The sequence below is a fragment of the Bartonella sp. OD88NMGDW genome (genome assembly GCF_042193775.1).
Classification (GTDB): Bacteria; Pseudomonadota; Alphaproteobacteria; order Rhizobiales; family Rhizobiaceae; genus Bartonella; species Bartonella grahamii.
Genome location: NZ_JBHIMA010000043.1, coordinates 1 through 1,889 on the forward strand (window position 1 = coordinate 1; position 1,889 = coordinate 1,889).

At 42.1% G+C, this 1,889-nt stretch carries 3 protein-coding genes; 2 read left to right on the plus strand and 1 reads right to left on the minus strand.

Features of this window, described 5'->3' with window-relative positions; genetic code table 11:
• The first annotated feature begins 196 nt into the window (after window positions 1-196).
• Window positions 197-421, plus strand: a complete 225-nt coding sequence (locus ACFIJR_RS08915) for an antitoxin MazE family protein (RefSeq protein ID WP_273791685.1) — start codon at window positions 197-199, stop codon at window positions 419-421.
• Window positions 421-744, plus strand: coding sequence for a type II toxin-antitoxin system PemK/MazF family toxin (locus ACFIJR_RS08920; RefSeq protein ID WP_273791686.1), 324 nt, complete (start codon window positions 421-423; stop codon window positions 742-744). The genes ACFIJR_RS08915 and ACFIJR_RS08920 overlap by 1 nt, the downstream gene beginning before the upstream one ends.
• 38 nt (window positions 745-782) lie before the next feature.
• Here ACFIJR_RS08920 and ACFIJR_RS08925 read toward each other — a convergent pair.
• On the minus strand, window positions 783-1,889 hold a 1,107-nt coding region (locus tag ACFIJR_RS08925), incomplete at its 5' end, for a contractile injection system protein, VgrG/Pvc8 family (protein ID WP_375654055.1).

A 1,889-nucleotide genomic window follows, 5' to 3' on the forward strand; every position in this document is an offset into this window, starting at 1 on the left:
AAACCTTCCCATTGTTTGATAAGTGCTAGTCCTTCTGATGATATTTTTCGCATATGATTCTCCATAAAAAAAGCCCCACACAAGGCGGGGATGAGTGAATATTAAAAATTGCAATTATTGCCTTTTATTAAAAATCTCGTTTCATGTAACTTTTTTCTGTGTTATACGTTACATGAAACATAATGGAGATTTTGTTATGGCTACAATGCACGTCAATGAACGCGTTCAAAAACATCGCAACGCACAAAGAAAAGCAGGTTTGCGTTTAATGCAAATTTGGGTACCAGATATTCGCCAACCGAACTTTGCAGAAGAGTGCCGACGCCAATGTCGCTTAGTCGCAAAAATGGATAAAACAGATACATCTATGCAGTTGTTGATGGATCAATCTTTAATGGATGTTGATGGCTGGACAGAATAATGCGTGGATCTCTCGTCACAATAGCTATGCAAGGCGATTTTGGTAAACCAAGACCTGCGTTAATCATTCAAGCTAATCAATTCAGTGAGCATACAAGTGTAACGGTTTTACCCATTACTAGCACACTTGTTGATGCGCCATTACTCCGCATTACGATTCAGCCAACCGCTAAAAATGGTTTGCAAAAACCTTCGCAAGTCATGATTGATAAGATTATGACGGTAAGATGTGAAAAAGTTAGTCCAGCTTTCGGCTCCATTCATGCAGATAAAATGGTAGAAATTGAACGCTGTTTAGCTGTATTTTTAGGAATAGTAAAATAGAAATAGTATTTCTTTTTATCATCATAAAATAGCTTTGTTTATCTATCCTCTTCATCCATATGGATGACGCCTTCGCCTTCGTCACATGCGTTTGGTGGGGCGTTTGGATCAAGGGTATCATCCTTGTCTGGTGTTGTGTTTGCAACGTTTCCAGCCGCATCTTCTTGCGCTTTATCAAAAAGTTCGCACTCTATTTTTGTGGTGTAACCACCCGTTTTATCAAGTTTGTGCTTAACGCTCTTGATGCGCCATTCTGCTGGAATATAGGGGCGGAAAGGGGGCTCTTGAACAAGCTTTGCTTCTGCTTGCACAAACGGATCACCACCGATATCACATGAGAAAGAAGACTTACCGCGTGATGATTTATTGCGATAAGCAGCAATGGCTGCAACAGCCTCTGATTGGTTATGGTAGGTATATTTGAGTTCATGAAACGGCGGGTTACCAACCTTGACTTCTTTTTTTTCACCACTGCGGATATCATGATAGGTTGCGAGAACACCGCCTTTTTTCTCTTTTTCTTCTTCTTCTTCTTTCTCAGGTGTTGTTTCTGCTTTTTCCGATTCAGATGATGATGGTGCTCTGTCACTGTCATCCATATGGATAAAGTTTTCATCATCATCAATCTCTTCTGGTTCTCGTGCATCAGCTGCAGCTTTTTGGTCGTCTCCCACATCCGTTTCTAAGCCATTGGCTGTACCTGCTTCATCCCGCGCACTGTATTTAAAATCCCAAGAGGTGCAATGTTTTTCATGAATAACAACAATAGGGAGTGTTTCACCGGTAATGGCTTTGCCTTCACCCCGTTTGGCGAGCACAAGTTTGCCATCAACGGGCTTTGCTACCGCATCATATTCTTCTGCAAGGCGTGCAGCAAAAGCCATATCGCTTTCAGCTGTTTGGTCAATGTGACGCACAACGATTTTTGCAAGAGAAGGATCAACCTTTGGTGTATAGCCATTACGCTCTGCTATCTCTTGAACAATACTGCCAAGGGTTTGTTGGTGATAGGATTGGCTTTTTGGGGTTCTATAAGACGTGTTCATGGAGGCGGCACGCCCTGTCACACTTAAGCTTTGTGGTGGGCTGCTTACAGAGATTTCGTCTATCAGATAGGCTCCCATATCGCGGTTTTTTCCGCCTTC